Source organism: Kitasatospora setae KM-6054 (assembly GCF_000269985.1).
In the GTDB taxonomy this organism is placed as follows: Bacteria; Actinomycetota; Actinomycetes; order Streptomycetales; family Streptomycetaceae; genus Kitasatospora; species Kitasatospora setae.
On record NC_016109.1, the window covers coordinates 6925761 to 6952264 of the forward strand.

A 26504-nucleotide genomic window follows, 5' to 3' on the forward strand; every position below is an offset into this window, starting at 1 on the left:
CGGCCCACCGCGATCCCACCGGGTCCACCGCGTGCACGGCTCGAACGCGCACCCGTATTCTGGCCTCCCGCGACGCCACCGCCGCCGCGCCCACCCCACCCGCCACGCCAGCCCCTCTGCCCGCCAAACGCCACGAACCGGACTTCACATGACAGTGCGCACCCTGAACGACGCCGACGACTCCGCGTCCGAGACCGCGACCACGTCCGCGACCACGTCCGCGACGGACGGCGAGACCCGCCAGAGCACCCGTGACGAACTCGGCCGCTTCGCCGAACAGGGCGGCTTCGCCCTCACCGCCGACGCCAACCCCTGGTTGGAAGCCGCCGAGACGCTCACCGGCCCCGAAGACGCCCGCGCCGCCTCCACCGTCCTCGCCGAACTCCGCAGCCGCGACACCCGCGCCGTCGGCCAGGCCGCCAACGCCATCGCCACCAAGGCCGGACTCAACATCCCCGACACCCTCGGCGGCCTCACCACCCTGCTCGACCTCCTGCAGCGCGTCCACGCCACCACCGCGACCCTGCGCACCGAGGTCTACCAGCAGAACCTCGCCGAACTCGCCGCCGCCACCGGCACCTCCGCCTACCGCAAGGACAACGGCGCCAAACTCGGCTGGAACCGCCGCCGCACCCTCCGCGCCCAAGCCCGCGCCCTCGCCGCCACCGGCACCCGCCCCGGCCGCGCCGACCTGCACACCGCGCTCGTCGCCGCCGCAGCCGCCCACCGCGACTGGACCGCCATCGCGGAAGCCTCCTCCCGCCCCGCCGTCCCCGTCGACGGCGCCCTCCTCACCGAGACCGCCAACGTCGTCGAATCCCTCGCCGACGCCGTCCGCACCCTCACCCGCCTCCTCCCCGAGCGCGCCCTCGACGCCCTCCCCCTCACCGAACTCGCCGACCTCGTCGACCGCCTCGCCGCCGACGAAGGCACCCTCTACCGCCTCTCCGCCCTTCGCCAGCTCCGCCTCGAACTCGCCGAACAGGGACTCACCGAACTGCTCGGCGAACTCAACGAGCGGCAAGCAGACAAGGACGCTGCGCTCGCCGCCTACGACCGGCACGTCGCCGCGAAGGCCGCGCTCGCGGCGGGACCGCGACAGGCCGCGGAGGCGGTCGAGGTCGTCGAGGCTGAGGCTGAAGAGGCCGAGGTCGAGGTCGAGGTCGAGACCGAGAACGAGAACGAGAACGAGAACGAGGCTGTGGTCGTCGAGGCTGAGGCCGAGACTGCGGTTGTCGAGGTCGAGGAGCCGGAGACCGAGACCGAGACCGAGACCGAGGCCGAGGCTGAGGTTGAGGTTGAGGTCGCCGAGGAGACCGTCGAGCCGGAGGCCGTCGAGGAGCCGGTGGCCGAGGACGAGGCCGTCGTGGAGACCGAGGCCGTCGAGGCCGAGGCTGCGGAGCCGGTTGTCGAGGCTGAGCCCGAGGTCGAGCCCGAGGCCGTCGTGGAGGTTGAGGCGGAGGCCGTGGTCGAGCCGGTGGCTGAGGTTGCCGTGGAGCCGGTCGTAGAGCCGGAGCCCGTGGCCGAGGTCGAGGCGGTTGTCGAAGCCGAGCCCGAGGTCGTCGCCGAGGTCGAGGTTGCTGTCGAGCCGGTGGCTGAGGTTGTGGCGGAGCCGGAGCCGGAGCCGGAGCCGGAGCCGGAGCCGGAGCCGGAGCCCGAGCCGGCGGCCGAGGTCGTTGCCGAGCCGGAGCCGGTGGCCGAGGTCGAGGCGGTTGTCGAAGCTGAGCCCAAGGTTGTTGCCGAGCCGGAGCCCGAGCCGGTGGCTGCACCCGTGGCTGAGGTCGTGGCGGAGCCGGTGGTTGCTGGTGGGCCGGTGAAGCCGGAGTTGGTGCCGGGGAAGCCGATCACCGGGTACTCCGCGGAGGAACTGGTCGCGCTGGTGGCGTGGTTGGACGCGGACGGGGTGAAGCGCAGTGATGACGAGTTGCTGCGGGCGGCGATGAAGGAGCTGGGCTTCGGCCGGCTCGGGCCGCGGATCAAGGAGGCGCTGGGCGCGGCGGTGGCCGCCGTCCGGGGCTGACGGATCGTCAACAGCAGTGCGTACGCCCGTCGTTGTGCCGGTGGTGCGACGACGGGCGTACGCGTGTTCACTCGCCGATGTCCTCGTACCAGAGGTCGGGGCGGGCGGTGGTGAAGTCGGTCATCAGGCGGACGCAGCGCGGGTCGTCGAGCAGGGTGATGCCGGTGCCGTGGGTGGCGAGCCAGTCGTGGCCGCCGGTGAAGGTGGTGGATTCGCCGATCACGACGTGGCCGATGCCGAACTGGCGGACCAGGCCGGAGCAGTACCAGCACGGCGAGAGGGTGGTGACCATCACCGTGTCGCGGTAGCCGCGCAGGCGGCCGGCGGCGCGGAAGGCCGAGGTCTCGGCGTGCATGGACGGGTCGCCGTCCTGGACGCGCCGGTTGTGTCCGCGGCCGAGCAGTTCGCCGTCGCGTCGGAACAGGGCCGCCCCGATCGGGATGCCGCCCTCGGCGAGTCCGGTCTCCGCTTCCGCCAGCGCGACGTCCAGCCACGCCCGTGCCTGTTCCGCTGTCACTCCCGTGCCCATGCGGTCACCTCCGGCGTCCACTCTTCCGGTCCGTGCGGTACGGGGGGCCGGGACCGGTCCGGTGTCCGGCGGATTTGACGTTTCCTTTAAGGTGCGGGCATGCGAGATTTCGGGGTGGGACTGCGGTTCCTGTTCAGCGGGCAGCGGTGGGTGGCACGGCACGGGCGGTGGTGGGGGTTCGGGATGATCCCGGCGCTGATCGCCCTGGTCGGGTACGTGGCCGCGTTGGCGGTGCTGATCGCGTACGCGGGTGACCTGGCCGAGTGGGCGACGCCGTTCGCGGACGGGTGGAGCGAGCTGTGGCGGACCGTCGTGCGGGTGGGCGTCGCGGTGGTGGCGGTCGGCGCGGGCGGGCTGTTGGCGATGCTGACGTTCACGGCGGTGACGCTGCTGATCGGTGAGCCGTTCTACGAGTCGCTGTCGGCCCGGGTGGAGGCCACGGAGGGCGGCGGCCCGCCGGAGTCGGACCTCCCGCTGTGGCGTGAGCTGTGGAACGCGGCGCGGGACAGCCTGGCGGTGCTGCTGCGGGCGGCGGCGTTCGGGATCGCGCTGTTCCTGTGCGGGTTCATCCCGGTGGTGGGGCAGACGATCGTCCCGGTGCTGGCGGTGTGCGTGTCCGGCTTCTTCCTGACCGCCGAGCTGACCGGCACGCCGCTGCAGAAGCGCGGCCTGACCCAGAAGGAGCGGCTGCGACTGCTGCGCTCCCGGATGTCGATGGCGCTCGGGTTCGGTACGGGCCTGACGCTGCTGTTCCTGATCCCGGTGGTCACGGTGCTGGCGATGCCCGGCGCGGTGGCCGGCGCGACGCTGCTGGCCCGGGAGATCTCCCCGTACGAGGTGGAGGGCCCCGGGGGCGACGGGAGCGACGAGGACGACGGGGGCGGCGAGGGCGAGGGGGAGGCCCCGCAGCAGCCGTACCCGGGGCAGAACCCGTACGAGAACCCGTACCCGGGCCAGAACCCGTACCAGCAGAACCCGTACCAGGGCTCGAATCCGTATGCCGATCCGCAGATCGGATGATCGAACCCGTCACCGATCGCGACCGTGATTTGACGTAGCGTCACGGACTGCGCGATAACGTCCCCATGGCCGTTTCCGTGCAGTCCGCCGCCGTGCGCGGCGTCGATCTGGGTGATCCCGCGTTCTGGCGGCTGCCCGCGGAGCTGCGGGCGGCGGCGTTCGCCCGGCTGCGGGAGCGGTCGGGGCCGGTGGGGTTCACCGACCGGGCGACCGGGCGGCGGTGCTGGGCGCTGGTCCGGCACGCGGACGTGACGGCGGCGAGCCGGGCGCCGGAGGTGTACCTGTCGGGGGCGGGCGGGCCGGAGCCGGCCCGCTGGGTGCGGGCGGTGTTCGGCGACTCGATGGCGAACCTGGACGACCCCCGGCACGCCGACCTGCGCCGGGTGGTCGGGCGGGCGTTCACGCCCCGGCTGCTCGCCGCCGTCGAGCGGGACGTCCGGGACACCGCCGCCGAACTGGTCGACCGGCTGGAACGGGAGCGCCCGACCGACTTCGTCGGCGCGGTCGCGGCCGAGCTCCCGTTCCGGGTGATCTGCACGATGATGGGCGTCCCGCCCGAGCGGCGCCGCCGGATCCGGCCCCGGACGGACCGGGCCGCCACCCCCGCCGGGCCGGACCGCCCGGACCTGCGGACGCTGGCCGCGATGCGCTGGACGGCGGCCGCGCTGGGCCGCGAGCGGCGCCGCCGTCCGGCCGGTGACCTGCTCTCCGCGCTGGTCACCGCCGACGCGGACGGCCGGAAGCTGAGCTCCCGCGAACTCGGCGCGTTCTTCGCGCTGCTGCTGGTCACCGGCGTGCAGACCACCCGCGACGCGCTCGCCCACGGCCTGCACCTGCTGACCGCCCACCCCGAGCAGCGCGCCCTGCTGCTCGGCGACCTCGACGCGCACCTGGGCGGCGCGGTCGAGGAGATCGTCCGGTACTCCACCCCGGTCGTCCAGCGCCGCCGCACCGTCGCCGTCGACCACCGGCTGTCCGGCATCCGGCTCGCGGCCGGCGACCAGGTGGTGCTGTGCTACGGCTCCGCCAACCGCGACGAGGCGGTCTTCGCCGACCCCGACGCCTTCGACATCACCCGCTCGCCCAACCCCCACCTCGGCTACGGCGGTGGCGGCCCGCACTTCTGCCTCGGCGCCCACCTGGCCCGCCAGGAGCTGCGCGTCATGTTCCGCGAACTGTTCACCCGCCTCCCGGAGCTCCGCTCCACCGCCGCCCCGGAGACCGTCCCGTCCTCCTTCGGCCACCGGGTGCGCGCGCTGGAGTTCACGTTCTGACGAAGGGTTGGGGGCGCTGTGGAGAACCGCAACACGATCAACAACGGGACGTTCGTCGGGCCGGTTGTTCGGAGCGACAACGCGACAGCGGTGTTGCCCACGCTGCCGCAGTCGGCCCCCGGCGGACTGCCCTCCCCCTCTCCTGCACTGATCGGGAGGGATGCGGAACTTGCCGAACTGGCACGGGGGTTCCATGGGAACGGGCCGACCGGGAGATTGATCACCGGCCTGCCGGGTGTGGGCAAGACCGAACTCGCCGTGCACGCCGCGCGCCGCGCGCTCGCTTCCGGGCGCTATCCGGGCGGGGTGCTGTTCCTCGACCTGCACGGTTACGACGAGGACCGTCGCGTCGGCCCGCACCGCGCCCTCGGCTCGCTGCTGCGAGCGCTCGGTGTCCCGGACGATCAGGTGCCCGCGGAGACGGAGGAGCGCCGCGCGCTCTACCGCACCAAACTTACCGAGCGTGCGCACCACAATCCTTTGCTGGTGCTGCTCGACAATGCGAGCAGTAGCGCCCAGGTTCGCGACCTGCGGCCGGGCGATCCCGGGATCCCGTTGCTGGTCACTTCCCGGCACACCCTCAGCGACCTGCAACTGCCGATCCTCGACCTGCCGGTACTGGATGTCGACGCCGGTGTCGAACTGCTCGCCCGAGGCCTCCGCGAACTCGACTCAGGTGACCACCGGGCTGCCGAACAGCCGGATGCCGCACGGGAGGTGGCCGAACTCTGCGGCGGCCTCCCGCTCGCCCTCGCAGTGGTCACCGCTCTGCTGGGCGACCTCCCCGCCCGCCCGCTGACCTCGATGGCCCAAGCCCTGCGCGACACTCGCAGCCGCCTCGCTCGCCTGACGCGCGAGGACCTTGCCGTTCGTGCCGCCTTCCAGCTCTCCTACCGCCACCTCCCGGCCGATCAGGCCCGTCTCTTCCGTTTGTTCTCCCTCAATCCCGGCCCTGACGTTTCCACCGAGATCGCCGCCCGTCTCGCCGATCTCCCGGCCGAGGAGGCAGAACTCCTCGTCCATGCCCTGACCCGCGCCCACCTGACCCAACCGGGCAGTGTGTACGGCCGTTGGCGGATGCACGACCTGATGCGGTTGTACGCGGAGGAGTTGTGCCGGGAGAAGGAGACAGCCAGAACCAGGAAGCTCGCCGCAGACCGGATGCTGGAGTCCTATCGCCACCTCGCACTCGAGGCCGACCAGCAGATCCAGCCGGGGCCCGAGCCCGGTAGGTACTTCCCCGACCGTGCCGCCGCCCTCGCTTGGCTGGAGGCCGAGTACCCCAACCTCCAAGCCGCAGCGATGGCCGCACCGGAACTGGGGCGTCCTGACGTCATCGTGCTGCTGCACATCGCGCTGCTCGACTACCAGATGCTGAGGCGCCACCTGGCGGATTGCGAGGACATCGCCCAGCGGACCCTCGACGTGGTGCGTACCTCGAACGATCCCGCGATCCGGGAGGTACTGCCCGACGTCTTGAACAACCTGGGCACGGTCCAACGCGAGTCGCGCCGTTTCACGGAATCCGTCGCCTGCTATCTGAAGGCGCGGGAACTCTACGCGGCGCGGGGCGAGACCTCGACCGAGGCGACCGTCCTCAGCAACCTCGGGCTGACCTACCAGGAGATGGAGCGGCCGGCCGAAGCCGTGGAGGTGCTGCACGAGGCGCTGGCCACCTTCCCGCCAGACGGGAACCTGCGGGAGCGTGGGATGGCGTACACCAATCTGGGAAGGGCGTTGCACCAGTTGCACCGGTTGCCCGAGGCGGCCGACGCCTACCGTGCGGACCTCGACATCTGCCGGGTGATCCACGACCGCCGTGGAGAGGCGATCACACTCAACAACCTGGGCATGGTGTTGCGCGACCAGAACCGCGGGGCCGAGGCGGTGTCCGCTTTCGAGGCGGCGAGGCGGGCGGCTCGTGCGTCGCAGGATCACCACCTGGCCGCGCAGGCGGGCGCCAACCTCGCCCTCGTGCGGGGGTTGGCCGGTGCGGAGGAGCTGACGACGGTCATCACCGGCCTCACCGAGACCGCCGAGGCCATGGATCGGCTGGGAGACGGGTACAGGGCTGCCCAGGTCCGCTGTCACCTCGGTGTGGCGCTGGTGAAGGCCGCGCGCTGGAACGACGCGATGCGGGTCCTGCACGAGGTCCTGGCCGCAGGCGTCGAACTGGAGGATCTGCGCACGCAGTGTGCGGCGCTGGACACGCTCGGCATGCTCTACGTCGGTGCCCGCCGGTTCGCGGCAGCAGTCGATTGCTGGACCGAGGTCGCGGAGCGCTGGGCGGACCTCGACGACCAGTTGTTGTGGGGCCGAGGTCTGGCGCGTCGCGCGATGGCGCTCAGCGCCCTCGGCCGCCGGGCCGAAGCCCGTGCGGACCTCCAGGACGCGATCGAAGCCTTCAGGGCGGACGGCTCTGCCGCGGCAGCGGCCCGCGACTTGCTGGAGCGCGGCAGGACGACTCGGGGCAGACAGGTGCAGACCTGGGAAAACGTTCGGGGCGGTCACCGCTCCGCGCGCTGACCGCCCCGGCCGGCCGGTGTCAGGACGGGTGGCTGCCCACCGCGTCGCGGATCTCGGCGCCCAGCACGCTGTTGGCGCGGGCGCAGTGGGCGCCGCAGAAGAAGCGGCCGGCCACCTCGACGCCGTGGCCGACGATGCGGACGGTGCACTGCTCGCAGCGCGGCGCGAGCTTCTCCATCGCGCACTCGAAGCTGTCGAAGACGTACGTGTCACCGGTGATCGTCTTGATCTCGAAGGACAGCCAGTAGTCGTTCTGGCACACCACGCAGACCGCCATGTCGGGCTCCTCTCGCCGTACGGGTCCACCGCCGAGTCTCGGACCGGCGCGGCCCGGCGGCAATCGGCGGCGGTCCGAACGGATAGCCCGGGGCGAAAAGGGGGGAGAACCAGGGGAGAGGGAGGGGGACGGTCGTCCGACGGCGGGCGGCCGGGCGGCAGGGGGCGGGGTGACAGCCTAGGAGGCCGAGATGATCATCCGAATCTGGGAGGCGCAGGTCGCCCCGCAGCGCGCCGACGCCTTCTGCGCCAGGCTCGCCGCCAGCGTGCTGCCCGGCCTCGACGCGTGGGACGGCTTCCTCGGCGGCGAACTGCTCCGGGCCTGCTCCGACGGGGACCACCGGGTGCGGATGATCACCCGCTGGCGGGACGAGGAGGCGCTGCGGGCGTACGCGGGGCCGATGTGGCGGATCCGGCCGGTCTGGTCGGAGGGCGAACTGCACGAACTGGAGCACCCGCCGACGGTGGCGCACTTCCACTCGCTGAGCCGCCGGGAGCGCGAGGCCGCCCGGCCCGCCGCGGCCGGCTGAACGAGCGGCGGGGCGGGGCGGTGGGGCGCGGGCGCGGGAGGGCTCAGGCGCGGGCCGAGGGGTCGACCGGGATGCCCGCGTCCGCCTTCACCTGCTTCATCGTGAGGTGCGAGTGCACCTGCGCGATGCCCGGCAGCCCCGAGAGCACGTCCGTCACGAACCGCTCGTACGCGGCCAGGTCGGCCACCGCGATCCGCAGCAGGTAGTCCGGGTCGCCGAACAGGCGGTGCGCCTCGACCACCTCCGGCAGTTCGGCCACCCGGCGCTCGAACTCGCTCACCGTGGCCCGGTCCTCGTGCCGCATCACCACCGTCACGAACGGCTGGAACCCCCGGCCCACCGCCGCCGGATCCAGCCGGGCGCGGTAGTCGCGGATCACGCCCCGCTGCTCCAGGTGCCGCACCCGGCGCAGGCACGGCGACGGGGTCAGGCCGACCCGGTCGGCCAGGTCGGCGTTGCTGATCCGGCCGTCCTGCTGGAGCTCGTGGAGGATTCTGCGGTCGATGCGGTCCATGGCGCAACATTCTGCCAGAGCACGGCCCTGACCAGCGAAAACCGGACATCGGCTGCCAACGGCGGACCGCTAGCGTCCAGCTGCTGAGATTTCCCGCCAATCCGGGGCAGTCCCCGGACCGCTCCCCGAACCGCTCGCCGAAGGTGTCATGGACCCGCACGCCCTGCTGCTCTTCCTCGGCGTCGACGTGCTGATGGTCTGCACGCCCGGCCCCGACTGGCTGTACATCGTCGCCCGCGGCCTCGGCCAGGGCCGCCGCACCGCGCTCACCGCCGTCGCCGGCGTCTGCGCCGGCTACGCCGTGCACACCCTGCTCTCCGCCGCCGGCCTCGCCGCCGCGCTGCGCGCCGTCCCCGCCCTGCTGCCCGCGCTGCGCCTGGCCGGGGCCGGCTACCTGGCCTTCCTCGCGGCCGGCATGCTCCTCGCCCTCCGCCGCGGCGCCCCCGTCCGCACGGTCGAGGCCACCGGACCGCAACCCGCCCGGACGGTCCTGCGGCAGTCCCTGCTCACCGCGCTGCTCAACCCGAAGGGCCTGCTGCTCTACCTCTCGCTCGTCCCGCAGTTCGTCACCCCGGACGGCACCCTCCCGGTCGGCGGCCAGGTCGCCGCCCTCGGCGCCGTCAACGTCCTGTGCTGCGCCGCCGTCTACTCCGCCGTCGCCCTCGGCGCGGCCCGCCTCGGCGGCCGCCTCGGCGCCACCCCCACCGCCGCCCGCCGCCTCTCCGCCGTCTCGGCGGTCCTGCTGCTGGCGGTCGCGGGCGTCACCGCCGCGGCGTGACCCCGCCGGGACGCCGCGCGGTTCAGGGCCGCGCCGGCGCCGTGTCGTGGGCGGCCAGGGCGGCGCGGAGGGTGAGCAGGTCGGGGCCGCGGACGGCGTCGAGGCCGGTGAGGGCGGCGGTGCGGCGCAGGCGGTAGTCGACGGTGTTGGGGTGCACCTGGAGGTGGGTGGCGGTGCGGCGGCGGTCGAGGTCGTGGGTGAGGAACGCCCGCAGGGTGGCCAGGAGTTCGGGGCGCGGGGCGAGCGGGGCGAGCAGCGCGGCGAGAGCGTCGCGGGCCGGTCCCGGGCGGCTGAGCTGGTACTCGACCAGGACGTCGGTGAGCAGGTGCGGTCCGGGCCCGCGGCCGGTGGCGGTGGCGACCCGGCGGACGTCGGCGGCCAGCCGGGCGGCGTCGGCGACCTCCGCCGGGGCGGCGGTCGCGGCGCCGGCGGTCAGTTCGGCGCCGCAGGCGCGGGCGAGGCGTTCGAGGAGGGCGGCCAGCGCGGCGCGGTCCGGGACGGGGGAGGGGTGCGGGGAGTCGTCGGGGAGCAGCACCGGCCCGCCGTCGGCGGTCAGTGCGGCCAGCGGGACGCCGTCCGTGCGGCGCTCCAACTCGGCGCGCAGCCGCCGGAGTTTGCGGCGGGCGACGACCGAGCGGTTGACCCCGGGGCGGGTCTCGTCCGGGTGCGGGCCGATCGCGAGGGAGAGCACCAGGTAGCGGGCGGGCAGCCGGATGCCGGCCCGGTCGGCGGCGGCGCGCGGGTCGCCGCCCTCCAGCAGCCGGGAGAGCAGGGCCTGCCGGGAGACCTGTTCGTCGCCGAGCGCGGCCTGCCGCTCCTGCACGTACCCGGCGGCGACCGCGCAGCTGACCACCCGCAGGTAGCCGAGCAGGCGGTCCTGCGCGGTGGCGACGTCGGGCAGGTCGGCGGGGGCGGCCTCGGCCAGCACCCGGGCCGCGCACAGCTGGGCGCCCAGGTGGTAGGCGCCGACCACCGACTCCAGCGGCACGCCCTCGTCGGCGCGGCGGGCCGAGGACTCGCGGATCCGGGCGAGTTCGGCCTCGCCGGGCAGCACGCCGGTGCGCATCACCTCGACGAACGCCCGGATGCCGCGCTCGACCTGACGGGTGATCTCGCCGCGCAGCTGCTCGGGCGGCAGCGCGTGGTAGGCCGGGAGCCGGTCCAGCAGCCGGACCATCACCTCGCCGGCCAGCGCGGGGGCCAGCGCGAGCAGCCGCAGGTGGACCGGACGGCCGCCGAACCGGGGCCCGTCGGAGGCGAGTTCGGCGGGCGGGGAGGCGAGTTCGGTTGGCGGGGAGGGCAGTTCGGCGGGCGGAGAGGCGAGTTCGGCGGGCAGGGAGGGGAGTTCGGCGTTGGGTGCGGTCACAAGACACCTCGCGAATCTCTGGGCGGCGGCCCGGCGACGGGGGCGGGCGACGCGTTCATGATGGTTCCCCGGAGGTTACCTACCCGTAGGTAACTCCTGCGATCCCCCACCGTTGTTCAGGTCGCGCACCCCCACCCCCCCTCAGAGACGGGACCCGCCATGAACCGAGCCGCCCGGCTGATCGCCACCGCCCTCGCCGCCGCCGCGGTCGCCGCCGCCGCCCCCGCGGTCACCGCCGGCCCCGCCGCCGCGGCGACCACCGCCGCCGACCCGTTCTACGCGTACGACGGCGCCGCCCCGCTGTCCTCGTACGCGCCCGGCGCCGTGCTGAAGACCCGCACCCTCTCGTACCACCTGCTCGGCCTGGCCACCCCGGTGCGGGCGGTGCAGGTGCTGTTCCGGACCACCGACGCGCAGGGGCGGCCCAGTGCGGGCGTCACCACGGTGGTGCGCGGGCTGGGGAGCGACGGCAGCCGGGCCGTCTCGTACCAGTCGTTCTACGACTCGCTGAACCCGGCGGACGGGCCGTCCCGGGCGGTCGCCGGGGACGTCAGCCTGGGCGGGGCGATCGCCAACGCGGAGGCGCTGTTCGTCGTCCCGTTCGTGCTGCAGGGCTACGACGTGGTGATCCCCGACACCGAGGGGCAGACCGCCGACTTCGCGGCCGGGCCCGAGTACGGCACCACCACGCTCGACTCGATCCGGGCGGCCTCCGCCTCGCCCGCGACCGGGCTGGGACCGGACACCCGGTTCGGCCTGATCGGCTACTCCGGCGGCGCGATCGCCACCAACTGGGCCGCCGCGCTCGCCCCCTCGTACGCGCCCGACGTCAACCGGCGGCTGGTCGGCTTCGCCGAGGGCGGCCTGCTGGTCGACCCCGCGCACAACCTGAAGTACGTCGCCGGGGGCGTGGTGTGGCCCGGGGTCATCCCGATGGCGATCACCGGGGTGGCCCGCGCCTACGGCTTCGACCTGCAGCCGTACCTGAGCGACTACGGCAAGCAGGTGTTCGCCAAGACGCGGGACGCCTCGATCGTCAACGCGCTCGGCCAGTACCCCGGCCTGACCTGGCAGAAGCTCGCCAAGCCCGCGTACGCCGACCCGAACTCGATCCCCGAGTACCTGGCCGCCGTCAACAAGGTCAACCTCGGCTCGGCCCCCACCCCCACCGTCCCCGGCTACCTCGCGCAGGGTGACGGCGGCGTCCTGGAGGGCACTTTCGGCAACCTGGCGGGGATCGGCACCGGGGACGGCGTGATGGTGGCCGGCGACGTCCGCGCGCTGGCCCGGCAGTACTGCGCGACCGGCAACGGCAGCGTCAAGTACCAGCAGTACGACCTGCTCAGCCACCTCGGCGCGGCCGTCCCGTGGGCGCCCACCGCCGTGCTCTACCTGAACGACCGCTTCGCCGGGAAGGCCGCCCCGTCCGACTGCGGCCGGATCCCGGCCGGCAACTCGCTCGCCCCCGAGCGGCCCGCCCCGCTCGCGGGGTGAGCCGCCGGGGGCGGGGGCCGGGGCGGTCGTCACGTCCAGGCGACGGCGACGACCACCTCGGCCGCGGTGAGCGAGGCCACCGTGAAGAACGGCCACGCCCGCCGGTCGCGGACGCCGGCCACGGCCACCGCCGCGATCAGCACGTCCAGCCCCAGCTTGAGGGCCATCTTCGGGTCCGACACCGGCAGGTCCAGCGCGTGCCGGACCGCGATCAGCCCGGCGCCGGTGACCAGCTGCACCACCGCGCTGGTCAGCACGTAGCCGCCGACCACCGGGTCCTTCCCGCGCAGCTGGTAGAAGACCCCGCCCAGGATCGCGGCGAAGCCGAACAGGTGGAAGACGAGGAGGACGTACCGCAGGATCTCCATGCCAGTGATCTCTCTCCAGAACCGGTGGAAACTTTCCGGGACTGAGAGCGGGCGGCGGCCGGATCCGTGACATCGAAGCCCCGGGTGACGGTGAGACGTGCGTCACACCGTTACTCGGGGCCCCTGCGCGGTACGGAGGTCAGAGGTCGTGCGGGTACTGCTTGGCGCCGCTGCGGATCCGCAGCGCCGCGACGATCTCGGTGACGCCGATCACCAGCAGCCCGCAGGCCGCCAGGATCGCCAGCGCGGTGATCGAGTGCGCGGGCCACACCATCAGCACGATGCCCGCCAGCACGCTCAGACCGCCCGCGAACCCCTGCCAGCCGCGGGCCGGCATCATCGGGTCCGAGGCGACCGCCGCGAGCTGCGTGATCCCGCGGAACAGCCAGCCGATGCCGATCCACAGCGCCAGCAGCAGCACCGACTGCGCGGCCGAGCGGAAGCACAGCAACCCCAGCAGCACGCAGATCGCGCCACTGACGAACGCCAGCACCCGCAGCGCCGTCGACGCGTGCGTGCCGAACGCGCCGACCAGCTGCACCACGCCGATCACCAGCAGGTACAGGCCGAACAGCACGCCGATCACCCACAGCGTCTGCTTCGGCCACACCAGCACGACCACCCCCAGCGCCAGCGAGATCAGCCCACCCGCCAGCACCGCCTGCCAGGCGATCCGGGCCAGCTGCTGGAACGGCCCGGGCAGGTCGTCGCGCGAATCGATCCGGTACGGGGCACTCATGGCTCCTCCGAGGGGACGGGACGGAACGGACACCTCACCCCTCCACCCTCCGCGCCCCACCACCCCCGGGGCGCGGCGGGATCCGCCGGACGGACGAACCGGGCCGCCCGGGTCGCACCCGGATCCGCTACCGTCCGTTCACCCACCGGCCCTGGCGGGCGGACTACCATCTGACGCTATGACGGACCAGGGGCGGGGGAGCCCGGCGGACGGGACGGAACCGGGCGGGACGGATACAGAGGGCGCCGAGAGCGCCGAGAGCGCCGAGGGCGCCGAGGGGGTCGGCGAGCCCGGAGCGGTCGACGAGGGCCCGGACGGCGGCGGGGGCCACTACATCGTCTGCGGCGGCAACTCGCTCGCGCACCGGCTGATCCTGGAGCTCACCGAGCAGTACGAGGTGCCGGTGGTCGCCGTCGTCCCGGACCGCTCGCGCGAGCACGGGCCGGCGATCGCCCAGATACCCGGGGTCCGCGCCGTCCTGGAGCACTCGACGGTCACCGGCGAGGCGCTCGGCGCGGCGGACGTCGGGCGGGCCCGCGGCATCGCGCTGATGGACGGCACCGACCAGGAGAACATCCACGCCGCGCTGGCCGCCGAGAACCGCAACCCCGGCGTCCGGATCGTGCTGCGGATCTTCAACCAGCGGCTCGGCGAGCACATCGAGAAGCTGCTCCCGAACTGCGCGGCGCTCTCCGGTTCGGCCACCGCCGCGCCCGCCTTCGCCAACGGCGCGCTCGGGCGGCCGCACACCGTCGAGGTCGGCGGCCGGCAGCTGTACGTCGCGTACGACGGCGAGATCCGGCCGAACCAGATCTGCCTGGTCGCCGACCGGATCGACCGGCAGGACCTGACCCGGCTCCGGCTGCTCCCGGAGACCGGGGGGCGGGCCGCCGACTTCATCCGGATCGCCGAACTCCTGGGCGGCGGCGAGGGGTTCGGCCCCGGCGGCCGCTCCGGGGCGGCCGGGCGGCCGGAGCTCGGGCCGCTCCGGGAGCCCGGTGGGCTGGCCGCGCTGCAGACCCTGGACACCGAGCCGCCGCTGCGCCAGCCGCTGCGCAAGCGGGTCAAGTGGTGGCTGCTGGACGGCCTCAAGCACTTCACCAACACCCGGCTGCGGATGATCCTGATCACCGCGTTCGCCGCGATCCTGCTCGGCGGGCTGGTGCTGTCCCTGCACAGCGACAGCTCGCACGGCTTCGGCTGGACGCTGTACTTCACGCTGCTGGACGCGGCCGGCGCCGTTCAGCCCGACGTGCCGGGGCAGCAGGTGACGGGCGACGCCTGGGCCCGGGCCGCCCAGGTGCTGATCACCTTCTGCGGGATCACCTTCGTCCCGGTCGCCACCGCGATCGTGGTGGAGGCGCTGGCCAGCGGCCGCCGCGGCCTGCCCCGCCCGCCCGGCGCCCGGACCAGGGACCACGTCATCGTGGTCGGCCTGGGCAACGTCGGCACCCGGGTCGCCGCCCTGGTGCGCGCCACCGGGCTGCCGGTGGTCTGCCTGGAGCGCGACCCGCAGGCCCGCGGCATCGCCGCCGCCCGTTCGCTGGGCATCCCCGTGCTGATCGGCGAGGGCCCGCTGGAGGCCCAGCTCCGGCAGGCCCGGGTCAAGCACGCCCGGGCCGTGGTCGCGGTCACCTCCGACGACGCCGCCAACCTGGAGGCCGCGCTGGAGGCCCGCGCGGTGCGGCCCGAAGTCCGGATCGTGGTGCGGCTGTTCGACGACGACTTCGCCCACCACGTGTACGCCACGCTCGGCAACGTCGCCTCCCGCTCGGTCTCCTACCTGGCCGCGCCCGCCTTCGCCGCCGCCCTGATGGGCCGCGAGGTGCTCGGCACCCTCTCGGTGTTCCGGCACGTCCTGCTGGTCGCCGAACTCGCCGTCGAGGAGGGCACGGTGCCGGACGGGCAGAACGTCGGCGACCTGGAACGCCCCGGCGGCGTCCGGATCCTGGCCGTCCGGCTACAACGCCGCGGCCACGACTACCAGTGGAACTTCGCCGACCGCTCCCGGCGGCTCGCCCCCGGGGACCGGATCGTGATCGCCGCCACCCGGGCCGGACTCGCCCGCGTCATCCAGTAACGGGAGGGATCCGGCGGAGCGAATCGTTCGATGGCGGAGGATGAGTTGACGTATCGTCAAGTGGCCTGTCCACCAAGCAAGTTCACCGATCCGCCGGAAAGCCTCCGGTGTGACGCCCCGACGGAGTGACGATGATCAGCGCCATCCTGAACGGAAGCCCGGGGATGATCCCGGCCTTCGCCGTTCTCGCCCTGCTGCTCGGCTGGGCCGCGCTCCGGGCGGCCCGCCGGTACGGGCTGCCCCCGCTGTTCGCCGCCCTGCTCGGCGTCTCGCTGGCGGGGGAGCTCACCGCGACCTTCTACCCGACCGGCGGGGGCGGCGGCACCCACCCGGTCTGCGGGATCAGCTCCGACCTGGGGTTCGTGTTCGACGCCACGCAGGGGTGGATGAACATCCTGATGTTCGTCCCGGTCGGCCTGTTCGCGGTGCTGGCGCTCGGCCGCCCGCTGCTGGCGGCGGTCGGGACGGTCGGGCTGAGCGCGCTCACCGAGACCGGGCAGGGCCTGCTCCCCGGGATCGGCCGGGCCTGCGACTCCGGCGACTTCGCGGCCAACACCGTCGGCGGCCTGCTCGGCGTCCTGGCCGGCTGCGCGCTCGGGCCGGCCCTGCGGCGGCGCACCGGGGCGGACCCGGGGGCCGGGCGGCGGCTCGGGCCGGACCGGCGGGAGTGGAAGCTCGGCGGGGCGCTGGCGGCGGGCATCGCGGTGCCGGTCGTGCTGCTGCAGGCGTTCGTGTTCACCCCGGTCGGGGTGGCCGGGGCGCTCGACCCGACCGCCGAGCAGCGCGCGTTCGCACAGCGCCGGGCCGACGCGCTGCTCGCGCCGGGCACCGAGGTGACCAGGGTGCAGCGCTTCGTCGAGGAGGGCTACCCCGAGGTGCTGGCGGTCATGAGCAAGGCCGGTTCCTTCAACGTGCGGTGGCCGTCCGGCGACCTGGTCGGCTTCGTCGCCGGCCGGCCGCCGAGCGCCCCCGGGCAGACTCCCGGGCAGGCCCCCGGGACGGCCACCGGGACGGGCGTCGTGCCGGTCGGCGAGGCGGCCGCCCGGGCCGCCGCCGACCGGTTCGCCGCGCAGTGGCTGGTCGGACGCGGCGCGGGCACCGAGCCGGAGTTCTCCCCGCTGGACGGGACCAACGGCCGCTACCGGTTCGGCTACACCGGCGGCGGTACCTCGTGGACGGTGGACGTCGGCGACGACGGTACGGTGCTCTGGTTCGGGCAAAAGTGACCGCTCGGTATGCCGGTGCCGGGGCGTAGGGTGCGGGTGATCGCCTACGGGATCCTGCGCGTGACCCTGTCCGTGATCGGGATCGTGTTCGTGTTCGTGTTCGTGTTCGTGTCGAGGAACGACAGCGGGGAGTAGGCAGTGTCGCAACAATCCACCGATCGGCTTTCCGCAGTCCGGCAGTTCGTCGCCGCCGAGAACCTCGACCGGCTCGTGGGCCGGCTGCACCAGGAGAACGCGGCCTGCCGCGGCGACTGGACGCTGGACGGCGGCGGGCTGGTCCGGCTGCTCCAGGGCATGCCGGTGGAGAGCCGGGTCCGGCTGCTGGTCCGGCTCAGCGGGGCGCTGGAGGAGAAGGCGGTGCACGCCCCGCTCGAATGCCGGGGCCTGGCCGCGCTCAACGTGCTGCTGGCGCAGGGGCTCTCGGCCGAGGAGCTGGCGCCCTGGCGGGAGCCGCTGCTCGCCGAGGCGGCCGGCCGGATGGCGGTCTGGGAGGGCTGGCGGCTGACCGCCCTGCTGGAGGCCGACCACCAGGCCGGCCGGGCGCTGCCCGCCGCGGTGGTGGCGACCGCCCGCCGCTCGGCGCTGATCGCCACCGTGCCGGCCGAACTCTCGTCCTTCGTCGGCGAGTTCGCCGGCCCTCCGGTCAACCCCGGTGAGCCGTGGGCCGATCGGGTGCTCGCCGACCTCGCCGAGGTCCGGGACGCCGCCGCCTGGCGGAGGTTGATCGAGCACGCGGTGACCGTCACCGGCGCCAAGCCGACCGTGAAGTGGCTGCGGGCCGGACAGTCGCTGCTGGACGAGGTCGGGCCGGACCGGCTGGCCGGGTTCGCCGCCGGGTGGTTCCCGCTGGCCGGGCAGCCGCGCCGGGACGCGGTGGTGTCCTTCCACCGGGCCGGCCCGGCCCTGTACGACGCGGACCCGTACAACTGGTGTGCCCTGCAAGGACTCTCCGCGCTGCTGGGGCTCACCCCGGCCCGTCCGGAGAGCAGCCGGGCGCTGGGCTCGCTGGCCGAGGCCGCGCTGTTCCCGGTCCGCGGCCTGGGCCCGCGCTCCCCGCTGACCGCGACCGCCGCCGTCCGCGCCCTGGGCGCCCTCGGCGGGCCGGACGCCCGGGACGAACTGGAGCGGCTGGCCGGGGTGCTGGCGTACAAGTCGACCCTGAAGGCGATCGCGGCGGCGCTCGCCGACTGGGAGGGCCGAGCGGGAGAGCCGGGGGAGTGAGCCGAGCGGGCGGAGGGCGCGGGGCGCCCTCCGCCGCGCGGCGGCCTACTCGTTGCCGAAGACGGCCGGGCGCTTCTCGGCGAACGCCGCCATGCCCTCCTTCTGGTCGGCGGTGGCGAACGCGGCGTGGAACAGTCGGCGTTCGAACCGGACGCCCTCGGCGAGGGTGGTCTCGAAGGCGCGGTTGACCGACTCCTTCATCATCACGGCGGCGGGCAGCGACATCGCGGCGACGGTCTCGGCGACCGCCAGCGCCTCGGTGAGCAGCTGCTCGGCGGGGACGACCCGGGAGACCAGGCCGGCCCGTTCGGCCTCCTCGGCGCCCATCGTCCGGCCGGTCAGACAGAGGTCCATCGCCTTGGCCTTGCCGACGGCGCGGGTCAGCCGCTGCGAGCCGCCGATGCCGGGGATGACGCCCAGCTTGATCTCCGGCTGGCCGAACTTCGCGGTGTCGGCGGCGATCAGGATGTCGCAGAGCATCGCCAGCTCGCAGCCGCCGCCCAGCGCGTAGCCCGCGACGGCGGCGACGATCGGCTTGCGCACCCGGCCCAGCTCGTCCCAGGGGCCGAGCCAGTCGTCGAGGTAGACGGCGGGGAAGCGGTTGTCCTGCATCTCCTTGATGTCGGCGCCCGCGGCGAACGCCTTCGCCGAGCCGGTGATCACCAGGGCGCCGATCCCCGGGTCGCGGTCGAACGCCTTGGCGGCCGCCACCACCTCGTTCATCAGCCGGTTGTTGAGCGCGTTCAGCGCCTCGGGCCGGTTCAGGGTGATGATGCCGACCCGGTCCTTGCGGTCCACCAGGATCGTCTCGTACTCGGTCATCGCCGCTTCTTCCTCTCCACGTCGAGCGGAACCTCTGCCGCTGGATACGATCTCCGAACCCGGCTCCGGACGCCAGTCTCGACAGGCGAGACGATCGTCACCAGAGCGGTCGCCAGAGCGGTCGCCAGAGCGGTCACCGCGTGCTCATCCGGCCGGGTCGGCCGGGCCGGCCGGGCCGGCCGCCAGGCCCAGGTCGCCGTCGGCCGGGGGCACGAAGAAGCGGGCGACGTCGGCGGCGGAGACCCCGGCCAGGGTGGCGGGGGACCAGTGCGGGTCGCGGTCCTTGTCGACGACCTGGGCGCGGATCCCCTCGACCAGGTCGTGGTGGGCCAGCGCCGCGCAGGAGATCCGGTACTCCTGGTCCAGGGTCGCGGCCAGCGACGGCAGCGCGCGGGCCCGGCGCAGCGCGGCCAGCGTCACCTTCAGCATGGTGGGGGACTTGCCGAGCAGCTGCTCGACGGCGTCCTTCGCGGCGGGCAGGCCGGTGGCGCGCAGCCGTTCGACGATCTCCTCGACGCTGTCGGCGGCGTAGCAGCGGTCGATCCACTCGCGCTGCCCGGCGAGGTCGGACGGCGGGGCGGGTTCGGCGAGCGCGGCGACGGCGGCGGCCGGGTCCTGGCCGGCGGCGAGCCGGGCGGTCAGGCCGGGCAGCGCGGCGGCGGGCACGAAGTGGTCGGCGAAGCCGCAGTGCAGGGCGTCGCCGGCGGTCATGGTGGCGGCGGTGAGGCCGAGGTGGGTGCCGAGTTCGCCGGGGGCGAGGGCGAGCAGCCGGCTGCCGCCGACGTCCGGGACGAGGCCGATCCGGGTCTCCGGCATGGCGACGGCCGAGCGCTCGGTGACGATCCGGACGCCCGCGTGCCCGGACAGGCCGACGCCGCCGCCCATCGTGATGCCGTCCATCAGCGCGACGTACGGCTTCGGGTAGCGGGAGACCAGTTCGTTCAGCGGGTACTCGACCCGGAAGAACGCCCGGGTGCCCGCGCCGCCGAGCTTGGCGTCGTCGTGCACGGCCCGGATGTCGGCGCCCGCGCACAGGCCGCGCTCGCCCGCGCCGCTCAGCAGGACGGCGCTCACCCGGTCGTCGTCGGCCCAGCCGTCCAGGGCGGCGCGGACGGTCTCCAGCATGGGCCGGGTCAGCGAGTTGAGCGCCCGCGGCCGGTTGAGCGTGATCCGCCCGAGCGGTCCGGTCCGCTCGATCAGCACGTCCTGCTGGTGCTCCGGGGTGGCCATGGTCGTCGCTCCCGCCTGTCGGTTGGTACGAAGATCTTTCCGGAGCACCGTAGCGGACGGGAGCGCGGCCGCGGCCGGCGGCGGGGACCCCTTCAGCAGGGGCGCACCGGGGTCGCCAGCAGCACCGGGACGGCCGGGGCGAGCGGGCGCGGCGAGAAGCCGCAGAGCTGCACGGGGTGCGGGACGAGCGGCAGGGCCTGGGCCTGCGGGACGGGCATCAGCAGGTTGGCGGCGGCCAGGGCGGCTCCGCAGACCAGGGTGCGCAGCTTCATCATCGGGGGTCCTCCGGGGAAGAGAGTCGTCCGCGAACGGCTGCGGCCGGTCCCTTCGGCGCCGGGCGTGGGCGGCCCGGCTCGGGGGTGGCCGCGGTCGTTCTGTCGGGTCAACTTCTAGTGGCGGAGGGGTGTGCGGGCCCGGAACCTCACCCGTTCGGCGGCGTGCTGCGGACGCGCCGTTGACGCCGGCTGTCGCACGGCGCCGGCGGCGCGCCCGCAGCGGGCGGGGCGACCGGCCGGCTGTCAGGTCAGCCGGTCGCCACGGCGGCGGGGTCAGCCGGCGATCGTGCCGGTGACCTCGCCGAACCCGACCCGCAAGCCCCCCGGCCCGGGGGCGGTCGCGGTGATGGACACCTCGTCGCCGTCCTCCAGGAACGTGCGGCTGGTGCCGTCGGGGAACTTGAGGGGGTGCTCGCCGTTCCAGGTCAGTTCGATCAGGGCGCCGCGGGTCTCCGGCTCGGCGCCGGAGACGGTGCCGGAGGCGTACAGGTCGCCGGTGCGCAGGCTGGCGCCGTTCGCGGTGAGGTGGGCGAGCTGCTGGGCGGCGGTCCAGTACATCCCGGCGAACGGCGGGCGCGAGACCACCCGGCCGTTCAGCGAGACCTCCAGGGCGAGGTCCAGGCCCCAGGGCTCGGCGTCCCGGTCGTCCAGGTAGGGCAGCGGCTCGACGTCGCGGGCCGGCGGGGCGACCCGGGCGTGCTCCAGGGCGTCCAGCGGGACCACCCAGGGGGAGACCGAGGTGGCGAAGGACTTGCCGAGGAACGGGCCGAGCGGCACGTACTCCCACGCCTGGAGGTCGCGCGCGGACCAGTCGTTGAGCAGGCAGACGCCGAAGACGTGCTCGGCGAAGCCGCCGAGCGCGACCGGGCTGCCCATCGAGCTGGGGGTGCCGACGACGAAGGCGACCTCCGCCTCGATGTCCAGGCGGCGGGACGGGCCGAAGGTCGGCGCGGCGTCGGCCGGGGCCTTGCGCTGCCCGTGCGGGCGGGTCACCGGGGTGCCGGAGACCACGATGGTGCCGGAGCGGCCGTGGTAGCCGATCGGCAGGTGCTTCCAGTTGGGGGTGAGCGGCTCCTGGCCCGGCCGGAAGATCCTGCCGAGGTTGGTGGCGTGGTGCTCGGAGGCGTAGAAGTCGACGTAGTCGGCGACCTCGAACGGCAGGTGCAGCCGGACGTCCGCCAGCGGCAGCAGGCAGGGCTCGACGGCCGCCCGGTGCGCCGGGTCGGTCAGCCAGGAGGTGAGCGCGGCGCGCACCGCCTGCCAGGTCGAACGGCCGGAGGCCATCAGCGGGTTGAGGCTGTCCGCGTCCAGCAGCGCGGACGGCGCGCCGACCGCCCGGGCGGCCGCGCCGGCGTCCAGCACCAGCTCGCCGATCCGGACGCCGATCCGCCGCCGGCCGGGCCGGCCGGCGGCGGTGAACACGCCGTAGGGCAGGTTGTGGACGCCGAACGGGGAGTCGGCGGGCAGGTGGTCGAGCCAGGTGGCGGGTGTGGTGGTGCTCACGGGGTCTCCAGGAGGCCGAGTCGGGCGAGGTCTTCCAGCGGCTCGGCGATGCTACAGGTGCCGAAGGAGGTGAACGAGGCCCGGACAGCGGCGATCTGATGCTCCGTCAGGGACTCGACAGCGGTGGCCAGTCGGGCGCCGTCCCGCTCGGCGAGCAGTTCGACGGCCTGCGAGCGGTCGGAACTCCCGGCCGCCAGCAGCAGGTTGAGGAAGCCGTGGTGCTCGTATCCGGTGCCCAGGTCGGTGTGCCGCACCGCGTTGTGCAGCCCCGCCGTGCACTTGTACGGCAGGGCGCGCTCGGCGCAGCCCAGCAGGAAGCCGGCCAGCTCGGTCACCGACGGGAAGGCCGCGTAACCCAGGCCGCCGGTGCGGTACTTGGCGCGGTAGCGGCTGCCTGCCAGTGCGTCCAGGCCGTCCTCCAGCCGCTCCGAGCGCGGCAGTTCGACGGCCGCGCCGACGCCCTCCGGCAGCAGCGCGTCCAGCTCGGCGACCGCGGCTCGGACGTCCTCGCCCGCCGCGTACTCGACGGTGGCGACCCGCAGGCCGTCCGCCGCCTTCAGCGCCTCGGCCAGCCGGCCCGGGCCGACCACCAGGCCGACCTCGAACTCCGGCTCCAGCGCGCGCAGTTCGGCCAGCCGGTCGACCGGCGCGAGCAGCGGGCCGACCGCCCCCGCGTACCAGGCGGCGCGGTGCGCCCGGTGCGCGGGGACGGCCTCGGCCAGCGGCAGGTCGCCGGGCGGGAAGACCGCCGCGTCGTCGAAGAGCCCCCGGTACAGCTCGGGTACGTTCATCGCCTCGCCCAGGTCCACGCGTAGTTCGGGTCCTCGCTCGCGGTGGCGGCCTCGCCGAGCTCCAGCGGGCGGAAGGTGTCCACCATCACCGCCAGCTCGTCGAAGAACTCCGCGCCGATCGAGCGCTCGTAGGCGCCCGGCTGCGGCCCGTGGGTGTGGCCGCCCGGGTGCAGCGAGATCGACCCCTGTCCGATGCCGGAGCCCTTGCGGGCCTCGTAGTCGCCGCCGCAGTAGAACATCACCTCGTCGCTGTCCACGTTCGCGTGGTAGTACGGGACGGGGATCGACAGCGGGTGGTAGTCCACCTTGCGCGGCACGAAGTTGCAGATCACGAAGTTGTTGCCCTCGAACACCTGGTGGGCCGGCGGCGGCTGGTGCACCCGCCCGGTGATCGGCTCGTAGTCGGCGACGTTGAACGCGTACGGGTACAGGCAGCCGTCCCAACCCACCACGTCGAAGGGGTGGTGGGGCACCGTGTAGCGGGTGCCGACCACGCCGCCCGGGCCGCGGTGCTTGACCAGCACCTCGACCTCGCCGCCGTCGACCAGCAGCGGACCCTCCGGCCCGCGCAGGTCGCGCTCGCAGAACGGCGCGTGCTCCAGCAGTTGGCCGAACTTCGACAGGTAGCGGCGGGCCGGGGTGATGTGGCTGTTCGCCTCGATGCAGTACGCGCGCAGCGGCGCGTCCCCGGTCGGCACCCAGCGGTGGGTGGTGGCCCGGGGAATCAGCACGTAGTCGCCCTGGCCGACCTCCAGCGTGCCGAACACCGTCTCCAGCACGGCCGTTCCGGACTCCACGTACACGCACTCGTCGCCGAGCCCGTTGCGGTACAGCGCGCTGGGCGCGCCCGCCGCGACGTAGGAGATCCGGACGTCCGCGTTGCCGAGGACGAGCCGGCGGCCGGTGACCGCGTCCGCCGCCTTCCACTCCTCGCCGGGGAACAGCTCGTGCAGCTTCAGGTGGCGGGGCAGCAGCGGGAGGTTGGCGGTGGTCGCCTGGCTCGGCAGCTCCCAGACGGACGCGGCCGTCACCGCCGAGGGGATGTGCCGGTGGTACAGCAGCGAGGAGTCCGAGGAGAAGCCCTCCTCGCCCATCAACTCCTCGTAGTACAGGCCGCCTTCGGGGGTGCGGTGCTGGGTGTGCCGCTTGCGCGGCACCGAGCCCAGCTGCCGGTAGTAGGCCATCGCCCTGGTTCTCCCTCTCGTCCGTGCCCAGCCGTCAGAGGTTGCCGCGCCGGTCCTGCTCGCGCTCGATCGCCTCGAAGAGGGCCTTGAAGTTGCCCTTGCCGAAGCCCAGCGAACCATGCCGCTCGATGAATTCGTAGAAGACGGTCGGCCGGTCGCCGATCGGCTTGGTGAAGATCTGCAGCAGGTAGCCGTCCTCGTCGCGGTCGACCAGGATGCCGCGCGACTGCAACTCCTCGATCGGGACCCGGACGTGGCCGATCCGCTCGCGCAGCTCCGGGTCCTCGTAGTAGGAGTCCGGGGTGGAGAGGAACTCGACGCCGCGCGAGCGCAGCACGTCGACCGTGGTCAGGATGTCGTTGGTGGCCAGCGCCATGTGCTGGCAGCCCGGGCCGGTGTAGAACTCCAGGTACTCGTCGATCTGCGACTTCTTCTTCGCGACGGCCGGCTCGTTCAGCGGGAACTTCACCCGGTGGTTGCCGCTCGCCACCACCTTCGACATCAGCGCCGAGTAGTCGGTGGCGATGTCGTCGCCGACGAACTCCGCCATGTTCACGAAGCCCATCACCCGGTTGTAGAACGACACCCACTCGTCCATCTTGCCGAGCTCGACGTTGCCCACCGCGTGGTCCAGCGCCTGGAACAGCCGCTTCGGCGCGCCCTCGGGGCGGACCACGGTCGACTTGCGGGCGACGTAGCCCGGCAGGTACGGGCCGGTGTAGCGGGAGCGGTCGACCAGGGTGTGCCGGGTCTCGCCGTACGCGGCGATCGCGGCCCGGCGGACCGTGCCGTGCTCGTCGGTGACGTCGTTCGGCTCCTCCAGGACGGTGGCGCCCTGGGCGCGGGCGTGCGCGATGCACCTGTCGACGTCCGGGACCTCCAGCGCCAGGTCGACCACGCCGTCGCCGTGCCGGCGGTGGTGGTCGAGCAGCGGGCTGTCCGGCGAGACACCGCCCTTGATCACGAAGCGGCAGGAGCCCGAGCGCAGCACGAACGCCTTGCGGTCCCGGCGGCCGGTCTCCGGGCCCGAGTAGGCGACCAGCTCCATGCCGAACACGGCCTGGTAGAACTGCGCCGTCTGGGTCGCGTTGCCCACCACGAAGACCACCGCGTCCTGGGCGGTGACCGGGAACGGGTCGGTCGAGGCGTCGTACTCGACCAGGCCCACCAGGGTCCGCAGCTGCTCGGCGGTCAGGCCGGCCTGCAGCTCCTCGGGGGTCAGTTCAACGGCGGCTTCGGCGGTCATGGGGCATTCCTCCACGTCGAGGTCGGTTGCGGAGAGCTTGCTCCTGCTCGGTGGGGTGGGCAACAGGTCCGATTCCGGCTGCTCAATGTGTACAAGATGAGCAGGGCCGGGGTGTCCGGGCTGTACGGATTGCTCAGCGTTCGGCTCGTTCGCCTCCCGACCGTCCGGGCAGCCGGCGGGCGAACCAGCCGGCCGCCAGCTCGGCGACCGCCTCCCACCCGCCCGGCTCCTCGAACAGCTGTCCGGCGCCCGGGACGATCCGCAGCGCGCTCTCGCCACCCAGCTCGGCCCTGGCCCGCCGGTTCCACTCCACCACCTCGGGGTTCGCCCCGCCCGCGACCAGCAGCGTCGGCGCGGTCACCGACGACAGCCGGACCGCCGCCGACTCCGGCCGGACCCCGCACGCGACGATCGCGGCCGGACCGCCGCCCGGCGCGTCCGGCCCGGCCGCCGCCCCCAGCGCCGCCGCCGCGCCGCTGCCCGCCCCGAACCAGCCGTACGACAGGCCCGCCAGTGCCGGGTGCCGCAGCACCGCCCGGGTCGCCGCCGCCAACCGCCCGCCCGCCGGCCCCGGACCGGACACCTCCCGGCGCTCCGCCGCATCCCCGCCGGGCGCCGACGGGCCGAACCGGACGGTCGCCAGCCGCTCCCGGTGCAGCCGCGCCGCGACCGCCGGATGCCCCGCACCGTCGCCGGGCGCGAACACCACCACGCCGGACGGGAGTTCGGGCACCTCCAGGACGGCCGGGCCGGACGCCGACGCCGGCTCGTACCGGACGGTCTCCGGCGCCGCCCCCGCCGCCGGGCGCTCCAGCGCGGCCAGCACCCCGGCGTCCGGGACCTGCCGGAAGTCCCGGTACGACTCGCCGACCGCCCGGAACCCCGCCGGGGTGCGCACCGCCACGTACGCGTCCGCCGCGTCGGCCAGCAGCGCCGCCCAGCCCGGCGGGGCGACCGGCACCGCCAGCACCACCCGGGCCGCGCCCCGGGCCCGGACGATCCGGCAGGCCGCCCGCGCGGACGCCCCGGTCGCCACCCCGTCGTCCACCACCAGCACCGTCCGCCCCGCCAGCGGCACCGGCTCCCGCCCGCCCCGGTAGACCGCCGCCCGCCGGGCCAGCTCGGCCCGCTCGCGCGCCTCGACGGCGGCGAACGCCTCCGGCGGCACCGCCGCCGCGTCCACCACCCGCTGGTTCACCACCCGCGCGCCGTCCTCGCCGACCGCGCCCATCGCGACCTCCGGCTGCCCCGGCACGCCCAGCTTCCGCACCACGCAGACGTCCAGCTCCGTGCCCAGCGCCGCCGCCACCACCGCCGCCACCGGGACCCCGCCGCGCGGCAGCCCGACCACGACGGCGCCGCGCAGGCCGGGGTCCGCGCGGGTCAGCGCCTCGGCGAGGCGGCGGCCCGCGTCGGTGCGGTCGGTGAAGCGCATGGCGGAACCTCTCCGCCTTCCACGGTACGCGCGTGGGTAAGGAAAAAATAAGGACAA

General features: G+C 74.3%; 24 protein-coding genes. 10 read left to right on the forward strand and 14 right to left on the reverse strand.

Annotated elements, in window-relative coordinates; genetic code table 11:
- The first annotated feature begins 148 nt into the window (after positions 1-148).
- The gene (locus KSE_RS45990; protein WP_157850032.1) at positions 149-2020 is read left to right on the forward strand and encodes a hypothetical protein; all 1872 of its coding nucleotides are present in this window, start codon (positions 149-151) and stop codon (positions 2018-2020) included.
- Between the two features lie 67 nt (positions 2021-2087).
- Here the strand turns inward: KSE_RS45990 and KSE_RS30465 are convergent, their stop codons facing one another.
- Entirely contained in the window at positions 2088-2549 is a 462-nt protein-coding gene (locus tag KSE_RS30465) for a nucleoside deaminase (protein ID WP_014139222.1), read from the reverse strand.
- A gap of 99 nt (positions 2550-2648) precedes the next feature.
- Between KSE_RS30465 and KSE_RS30470 the strand changes: the two genes are divergently transcribed.
- The 3 genes from KSE_RS30470 to KSE_RS30480 all read left to right on the forward strand — a co-directional run bounded on the left by KSE_RS30470 (position 2649) and on the right by KSE_RS30480 (position 7369).
- Positions 2649-3569, forward strand: coding sequence for an EI24 domain-containing protein (locus KSE_RS30470; protein WP_014139223.1), 921 nt, complete (start codon positions 2649-2651; stop codon positions 3567-3569).
- A 65-nt stretch (positions 3570-3634) separates the two neighbouring features.
- Positions 3635-4843, forward strand: coding sequence for a cytochrome P450 (locus KSE_RS30475; RefSeq protein ID WP_014139224.1), 1209 nt, complete (start codon positions 3635-3637; stop codon positions 4841-4843).
- A gap of 18 nt (positions 4844-4861) precedes the next feature.
- A complete protein-coding gene (locus tag KSE_RS30480) occupies positions 4862-7369 on the forward strand; it encodes a tetratricopeptide repeat protein (RefSeq protein WP_106973178.1) in 2508 nt (835 codons plus the stop codon).
- Between the two features lie 19 nt (positions 7370-7388).
- On the opposite strand, the gene KSE_RS30485 is transcribed toward KSE_RS30480, so the two are convergent.
- The gene (locus KSE_RS30485; protein ID WP_014139226.1) at positions 7389-7646 is read right to left on the reverse strand and encodes a hypothetical protein; all 258 of its coding nucleotides are present in this window, start codon (positions 7644-7646) and stop codon (positions 7389-7391) included.
- Positions 7647-7836: 190 nt separating this feature from the next.
- Between KSE_RS30485 and KSE_RS30490 the strand changes: the two genes are divergently transcribed.
- Entirely contained in the window at positions 7837-8175 is a 339-nt protein-coding gene (locus KSE_RS30490; RefSeq protein ID WP_014139227.1) for an antibiotic biosynthesis monooxygenase family protein, read from the forward strand.
- Between the two features lie 43 nt (positions 8176-8218).
- Here KSE_RS30490 and KSE_RS30495 read toward each other — a convergent pair whose 3' ends face one another.
- Positions 8219-8689 (reverse strand): Lrp/AsnC family transcriptional regulator, encoded by a 471-nt coding sequence (locus tag KSE_RS30495; protein WP_014139228.1) that lies wholly within the window; start codon positions 8687-8689, stop codon positions 8219-8221.
- 148 nt (positions 8690-8837) lie between these two features.
- Between KSE_RS30495 and KSE_RS30500 the strand changes: the two genes are divergently transcribed.
- Positions 8838-9467, forward strand: a complete 630-nt coding sequence (locus KSE_RS30500; protein ID WP_014139229.1) for a LysE family translocator — start codon at positions 8838-8840, stop codon at positions 9465-9467.
- Between the two features lie 22 nt (positions 9468-9489).
- On the opposite strand, the gene KSE_RS30505 is transcribed toward KSE_RS30500, so the two are convergent.
- Positions 9490-10833 (reverse strand): helix-turn-helix domain-containing protein, encoded by a 1344-nt coding sequence (locus KSE_RS30505; protein WP_014139230.1) that lies wholly within the window; start codon positions 10831-10833, stop codon positions 9490-9492.
- A gap of 159 nt (positions 10834-10992) precedes the next feature.
- Here KSE_RS30505 and KSE_RS30510 point away from each other — a divergent pair, with 159 nt between their 5' ends.
- Positions 10993-12327, forward strand: coding sequence for a lipase family protein (locus KSE_RS30510; protein ID WP_014139231.1), 1335 nt, complete (start codon positions 10993-10995; stop codon positions 12325-12327).
- Between the two features lie 29 nt (positions 12328-12356).
- On the opposite strand, the gene KSE_RS30515 is transcribed toward KSE_RS30510, so the two are convergent.
- Positions 12357-12695 carry a hypothetical protein gene (locus tag KSE_RS30515; protein ID WP_014139232.1) on the reverse strand — a complete coding sequence of 113 codons (339 nt, stop codon included), beginning with the start codon at positions 12693-12695 and terminating at the stop codon, positions 12357-12359.
- A gap of 139 nt (positions 12696-12834) precedes the next feature.
- On the reverse strand, positions 12835-13434 hold the full coding sequence (locus tag KSE_RS30520) for an HdeD family acid-resistance protein (protein ID WP_033257577.1): 600 nt from the start codon (positions 13432-13434) through the stop codon (positions 12835-12837).
- Between the two features lie 178 nt (positions 13435-13612).
- Here KSE_RS30520 and KSE_RS30525 point away from each other — a divergent pair, with 178 nt between their 5' ends.
- The 3 genes from KSE_RS30525 (at position 13613) to KSE_RS30535 (ending at position 17961) form a co-directional block, all read left to right on the forward strand.
- On the forward strand, positions 13613-15514 hold the full coding sequence (locus KSE_RS30525) for an NAD-binding protein (RefSeq protein ID WP_014139234.1): 1902 nt from the start codon (positions 13613-13615) through the stop codon (positions 15512-15514).
- 131 nt (positions 15515-15645) lie between these two features.
- Positions 15646-16740, forward strand: a complete 1095-nt coding sequence (locus tag KSE_RS38915) for a VanZ family protein (protein ID WP_051055434.1) — start codon at positions 15646-15648, stop codon at positions 16738-16740.
- A gap of 138 nt (positions 16741-16878) precedes the next feature.
- The gene (locus KSE_RS30535) at positions 16879-17961 is read left to right on the forward strand and encodes a hypothetical protein (protein ID WP_014139236.1); all 1083 of its coding nucleotides are present in this window, start codon (positions 16879-16881) and stop codon (positions 17959-17961) included.
- A 45-nt stretch (positions 17962-18006) separates the two neighbouring features.
- Here KSE_RS30535 and KSE_RS30540 read toward each other — a convergent pair whose 3' ends face one another.
- The 8 genes from KSE_RS30540 to KSE_RS30575 all read right to left on the reverse strand — a co-directional run bounded on the left by KSE_RS30540 (position 18007) and on the right by KSE_RS30575 (position 26447).
- The gene (locus KSE_RS30540; RefSeq protein ID WP_014139237.1) at positions 18007-18783 is read right to left on the reverse strand and encodes an enoyl-CoA hydratase; all 777 of its coding nucleotides are present in this window, start codon (positions 18781-18783) and stop codon (positions 18007-18009) included.
- 144 nt (positions 18784-18927) lie between these two features.
- A complete protein-coding gene (locus KSE_RS30545; protein WP_014139238.1) occupies positions 18928-20013 on the reverse strand; it encodes an enoyl-CoA hydratase/isomerase family protein in 1086 nt (361 codons plus the stop codon).
- 92 nt (positions 20014-20105) lie between these two features.
- Positions 20106-20285 carry a hypothetical protein gene (locus KSE_RS30550; RefSeq protein WP_157850033.1) on the reverse strand — a complete coding sequence of 60 codons (180 nt, stop codon included), beginning with the start codon at positions 20283-20285 and terminating at the stop codon, positions 20106-20108.
- 276 nt (positions 20286-20561) lie between these two features.
- On the reverse strand, positions 20562-21791 hold the full coding sequence (fahA, locus tag KSE_RS30555) for a fumarylacetoacetase (RefSeq protein WP_014139240.1): 1230 nt from the start codon (positions 21789-21791) through the stop codon (positions 20562-20564).
- A complete protein-coding gene (locus KSE_RS30560) occupies positions 21788-22600 on the reverse strand; it encodes a hypothetical protein (protein ID WP_014139241.1) in 813 nt (270 codons plus the stop codon). Before KSE_RS30560 ends, fahA begins: the two co-directional genes overlap by 4 nt.
- Complete coding sequence (locus KSE_RS30565) at positions 22579-23766, reverse strand: homogentisate 1,2-dioxygenase (RefSeq protein ID WP_014139242.1); 1188 nt, start codon at positions 23764-23766, stop codon at positions 22579-22581. The genes KSE_RS30560 and KSE_RS30565 overlap by 22 nt, the downstream gene beginning before the upstream one ends.
- A 34-nt stretch (positions 23767-23800) precedes the next feature.
- A complete protein-coding gene (gene hppD, locus KSE_RS30570) occupies positions 23801-25012 on the reverse strand; it encodes a 4-hydroxyphenylpyruvate dioxygenase (protein ID WP_014139243.1) in 1212 nt (403 codons plus the stop codon).
- 133 nt (positions 25013-25145) lie between these two features.
- On the reverse strand, positions 25146-26447 hold the full coding sequence (locus KSE_RS30575) for a phosphoribosyltransferase family protein (protein WP_014139244.1): 1302 nt from the start codon (positions 26445-26447) through the stop codon (positions 25146-25148).
- Positions 26448-26504 lie beyond the last annotated feature (57 nt).

Coding starts and splice junctions, on each gene's coding strand:
- KSE_RS45990 (WP_157850032.1), top strand. CDS start 149: ATGACAGTGCGCACCCTGAACGACGCCGACGACTCCGCGTCCGAGACC.
- KSE_RS30465 (WP_014139222.1), bottom strand. CDS start 2,549: ATGGGCACGGGAGTGACAGCGGAACAGGCACGGGCGTGGCTGGACGTC.
- KSE_RS30470 (WP_014139223.1), top strand. CDS start 2,649: ATGCGAGATTTCGGGGTGGGACTGCGGTTCCTGTTCAGCGGGCAGCGG.
- KSE_RS30475 (WP_014139224.1), top strand. CDS start 3,635: ATGGCCGTTTCCGTGCAGTCCGCCGCCGTGCGCGGCGTCGATCTGGGT.
- KSE_RS30485 (WP_014139226.1), bottom strand. CDS start 7,646: ATGGCGGTCTGCGTGGTGTGCCAGAACGACTACTGGCTGTCCTTCGAG.
- KSE_RS30490 (WP_014139227.1), top strand. CDS start 7,837: ATGATCATCCGAATCTGGGAGGCGCAGGTCGCCCCGCAGCGCGCCGAC.
- KSE_RS30495 (WP_014139228.1), bottom strand. CDS start 8,689: ATGGACCGCATCGACCGCAGAATCCTCCACGAGCTCCAGCAGGACGGC.
- KSE_RS30500 (WP_014139229.1), top strand. CDS start 8,838: ATGGACCCGCACGCCCTGCTGCTCTTCCTCGGCGTCGACGTGCTGATG.
- KSE_RS30510 (WP_014139231.1), top strand. CDS start 10,993: ATGAACCGAGCCGCCCGGCTGATCGCCACCGCCCTCGCCGCCGCCGCG.
- KSE_RS30515 (WP_014139232.1), bottom strand. CDS start 12,695: ATGGAGATCCTGCGGTACGTCCTCCTCGTCTTCCACCTGTTCGGCTTC.
- KSE_RS30520 (WP_033257577.1), bottom strand. CDS start 13,434: ATGAGTGCCCCGTACCGGATCGATTCGCGCGACGACCTGCCCGGGCCG.
- KSE_RS30525 (WP_014139234.1), top strand. CDS start 13,613: ATGACGGACCAGGGGCGGGGGAGCCCGGCGGACGGGACGGAACCGGGC.
- KSE_RS38915 (WP_051055434.1), top strand. CDS start 15,646: ATGATCAGCGCCATCCTGAACGGAAGCCCGGGGATGATCCCGGCCTTC.
- KSE_RS30540 (WP_014139237.1), bottom strand. CDS start 18,783: ATGACCGAGTACGAGACGATCCTGGTGGACCGCAAGGACCGGGTCGGC.
- KSE_RS30545 (WP_014139238.1), bottom strand. CDS start 20,013: ATGGCCACCCCGGAGCACCAGCAGGACGTGCTGATCGAGCGGACCGGA.
- KSE_RS30550 (WP_157850033.1), bottom strand. CDS start 20,285: ATGAAGCTGCGCACCCTGGTCTGCGGAGCCGCCCTGGCCGCCGCCAAC.
- KSE_RS30565 (WP_014139242.1), bottom strand. CDS start 23,766: ATGGCCTACTACCGGCAGCTGGGCTCGGTGCCGCGCAAGCGGCACACC.
- hppD (WP_014139243.1), bottom strand. CDS start 25,012: ATGACCGCCGAAGCCGCCGTTGAACTGACCCCCGAGGAGCTGCAGGCC.
- KSE_RS30575 (WP_014139244.1), bottom strand. CDS start 26,447: ATGCGCTTCACCGACCGCACCGACGCGGGCCGCCGCCTCGCCGAGGCG.